Origin of the sequence: Halomonas sp. NPDC076908 (assembly GCF_050269715.1) — a bacterium.
Taxonomy (GTDB): Bacteria; Pseudomonadota; Gammaproteobacteria; order Pseudomonadales; family Halomonadaceae; genus Vreelandella.
Genome location: NZ_JBNNIW010000098.1, coordinates 1 through 2,612 on the forward strand (window position 1 = coordinate 1; position 2,612 = coordinate 2,612).

Sequence of the window (2,612 nt, forward strand, 5' to 3'; positions counted from 1 at the left end):
ATCCACTCGTGTTGGTTGAGATCTTGGTCGTGATCAATCAACAGGATACGCCACCCTTCCTACCTCCTCCCATACACCAGACTTGAGCTTAACTCTGACGTCGTTGGTGATCTCCTGAATACGCGCTAAATCCTCCTCGGGAAGCTGATGAATTGCTATACCGGCATCAAGAAACTTCTGGGTAGCTTCGGTTGATTCCCGCTCGGACCATGCCAATGACCAAGCCATGGTAGCCATGGTGGCGGTCTTCAGTTTCTCTTGCGTCTGTTCGGAAAGGGCATCCCAGGCATCTTTATTGATCATTACCCCAAAAACGCTAGCAGACTGGTGCCAACCGGGAACGGACCAATGGTTGGCCACTTCAGCAAAGCCAGCGGAGTAATCCACCCCAGGCGAAGAAAACTCACCCGCATCGACCACACCGCGCTCAATTGCTTGGTAAACCTCACCTCCCGCCAGCGTTACCTGTGACCCGCCCAGTTTCTCAAGCACTCGCCCCTGATCGCGACCAGAAAGGCGCAACCGCTTACCGTCAATATCAGCGATGCTTTCAATCGGTGTGCGGCCCATAAAACCTGATTCATTATTGAGAATGCCGTAGGGCAAATAGACCATATTGAACTGGCCGTAGACTTCCTGATAGAGCTCCCAGCCGCCCCACTGGTTAATCCAATTAAGATAGTCAGCGGCGTTAAATAAACTCGGCGTGGAGGCCAATGGAGAGAAAGCGGGGCTGACCCCTGCCCAGTAACCGGGCCAGTCACCAGCGGCCTCAATACTGCCGGTCTCGGTGGCATCGAACACTTCCGTGCCAGGCATCAGGGTACCGCCAGCGCGGAAGTTAATTTCAAGCTCGTCACCAGCCAGTTGATTGACCAATTCCACCCAGTGGCGGTCGACTTCAATGAGCGCAATATTGTCTGGCCAGGTGGAGGTCATGGTCCACTGCTCCTGCGCATGGGCGAAAGTGCTAATGGATGCCAGTGCTATACCGGCGGCGATGCCAGTCAGTGTGAGGGTGCGCTGAGTTTTCATATTGTTTCCTGCCTTATCAAAAGTAGCTTGAATCAGTTTATTGTTGGGTAGAAATCAGGCGTTACGGTTGTTTAGTCTTTTAAGGAATCAATGAGGCGATTGCTCAGATTCTTGCGCACGTTCTCCGCTTTTTCTGGGGGCCAGTTTTGCAGTCCCTTTCCACTTTCCATGCCTAAGAAGCCTTGTTTAATAAGGTCTTCAATCATGGGTCTTGGGGATTGCTCATTACAAAGATGAGGAAAAATAAATTGATGAACTTGCTGAATAAGTTTAAGCCCCACTAAATCTGCATTTTCCATGGGACCAAGAAAAGGCATGCGCATACCGAAGCTATTCTTGACCACAGTATCAATTGTTTCGGCATCACATACCCCCGTTGAGACCAGGTATAAAGCTTCACGCCACATAGCATGTTGAAGCCTATTACCAATAAATCCCGGCACATCTTGAAAAACTTTTACAGGCTGCTTCCCTATACTCAGCATCAAATCGAAAGTCGCTTCAAAAACAGCATTGTCAGTGAAAGGTGTCTTTATAACCTCAACCAGCGGAATCAAATGGGGTGGGTTCCACCAATGTGTACCAACAAGCCGTGATCGCACTGGCCCACTTAGTTTTTCACCAATATCAGTAATAGGTATAACAGAAGTATTACTTGCCAGAATTGCATGTTCAGGAGCTAGCTCTGCCAACAAAGCGAACAACGCTTGCTTTAAGGAAAGGTTTTCAGTGACAGCTTCAATTATAAAGCCAGCTGACAAGGCAGCGCTGGCAACATCTGAACATAACTTTATATTATCGAGTATCGGTTCAGGTTCTACGCCCAGTTGGCGAAGATTCCTCTCAACAAGCAGTGGCGCAAGCTCAAGCGTATTCTTGTCAACATCAAACAAAGAAACCGGGTGCCCAGCCTGGGCGAACGTTTGCGCAATTCCGTGCCCCATTAGGCCGGCGCCAACAACACATACTTTGGCAGGAGTGTTCATGGAAATCCTTATTATAGGGCTTTGGAAGCCTTGTTTTGTTGCGCTACTCTACAAAGGTATCCTCGCCCTGAGGAAGGTCGAAAGCGGCCTTAAAGAGGCCTTTTTCGGACATTCAAAAAAGATTCATGATGATAAAAACTCAACCTAAACTGCTGAATAAAAAGATTTATTCACCCTATAAAATTGCGGCTTTAGTGACCACGGCCACAGAGCAGGGAATTGCGGCTGGCGTGATATTGAAAGGGATTAGATTAAGTCAGGAAGCACTGCTGCACCCAGGCACACTGGTTTCGATAAAGCAGTATATCGACGCTTGCGAGAACGCTATCGAAGCAGGTGTAAACTTTTCAACGCCTTTTGAGACTGGCACTAAACTGCATTTAACTGCATATGGAATGTATGGATACGCTCTTCTTTCAAGCCCGACCATAAGGGACTACTTCAATTTTGGAGTAAAATACCACCCCTTAGCTACGCCAACATTAAATATGACATGGACCTGAATCCGTGAAGCCGGCGCCGACACTTTCCCTATCACCGCCAGCGAGCACTTTTTGATCCTTCGCCCCGTGCAAGTTGGCTTTCGCAAGC

Annotated in this window: 4 protein-coding genes; 2 read left to right on the plus strand and 2 right to left on the minus strand. The window is 48.6% G+C overall.

What is annotated here, in order from left to right:
- Nucleotides 1-33: 33 nt before the first annotated feature.
- Both dctP and ACQKE4_RS20535 read right to left on the minus strand, forming a co-directional pair.
- Nucleotides 34-1,035: a TRAP transporter substrate-binding protein DctP gene (gene dctP, locus ACQKE4_RS20530; protein WP_427390087.1), complete on the minus strand. Its 1,002-nt coding sequence runs from the start codon at nt 1,033-1,035 to the stop codon at nt 34-36.
- Nucleotides 1,036-1,106: 71 nt separating this feature from the next.
- Nucleotides 1,107-2,021 (minus strand): 3-hydroxyacyl-CoA dehydrogenase family protein, encoded by a 915-nt coding sequence (locus tag ACQKE4_RS20535; RefSeq protein ID WP_427390088.1) that lies wholly within the window; start codon nt 2,019-2,021, stop codon nt 1,107-1,109.
- On the opposite strand from ACQKE4_RS20535, the gene ACQKE4_RS20540 reads away from it, so the two are divergent.
- On the plus strand, nt 2,020-2,169 hold the full coding sequence (locus ACQKE4_RS20540; RefSeq protein ID WP_427390089.1) for a hypothetical protein: 150 nt from the start codon (nt 2,020-2,022) through the stop codon (nt 2,167-2,169). The genes ACQKE4_RS20535 and ACQKE4_RS20540 overlap by 2 nt on opposite strands.
- Entirely contained in the window at nt 2,147-2,524 is a 378-nt protein-coding gene (locus ACQKE4_RS20545) for an AraC family transcriptional regulator ligand-binding domain-containing protein (RefSeq protein WP_427390090.1), read from the plus strand. Before ACQKE4_RS20540 ends, ACQKE4_RS20545 begins: the two co-directional genes overlap by 23 nt.
- The last annotated feature ends 88 nt before the right edge of the window (nt 2,525-2,612 follow it).

Excerpts from the sequence above, each read along its gene's own strand:
- dctP (WP_427390087.1), bottom strand. The coding sequence starts at position 1,035 with ATGAAAACTCAGCGCACCCTCACACTGACTGGCATCGCCGCCGGTATA.
- ACQKE4_RS20540 (WP_427390089.1), top strand. The coding sequence starts at position 2,020 with ATGGAAATCCTTATTATAGGGCTTTGGAAGCCTTGTTTTGTTGCGCTA.
- ACQKE4_RS20535 (WP_427390088.1), bottom strand. The coding sequence starts at position 2,021 with ATGAACACTCCTGCCAAAGTATGTGTTGTTGGCGCCGGCCTAATGGGG.
- ACQKE4_RS20545 (WP_427390090.1), top strand. The coding sequence starts at position 2,147 with ATGATGATAAAAACTCAACCTAAACTGCTGAATAAAAAGATTTATTCA.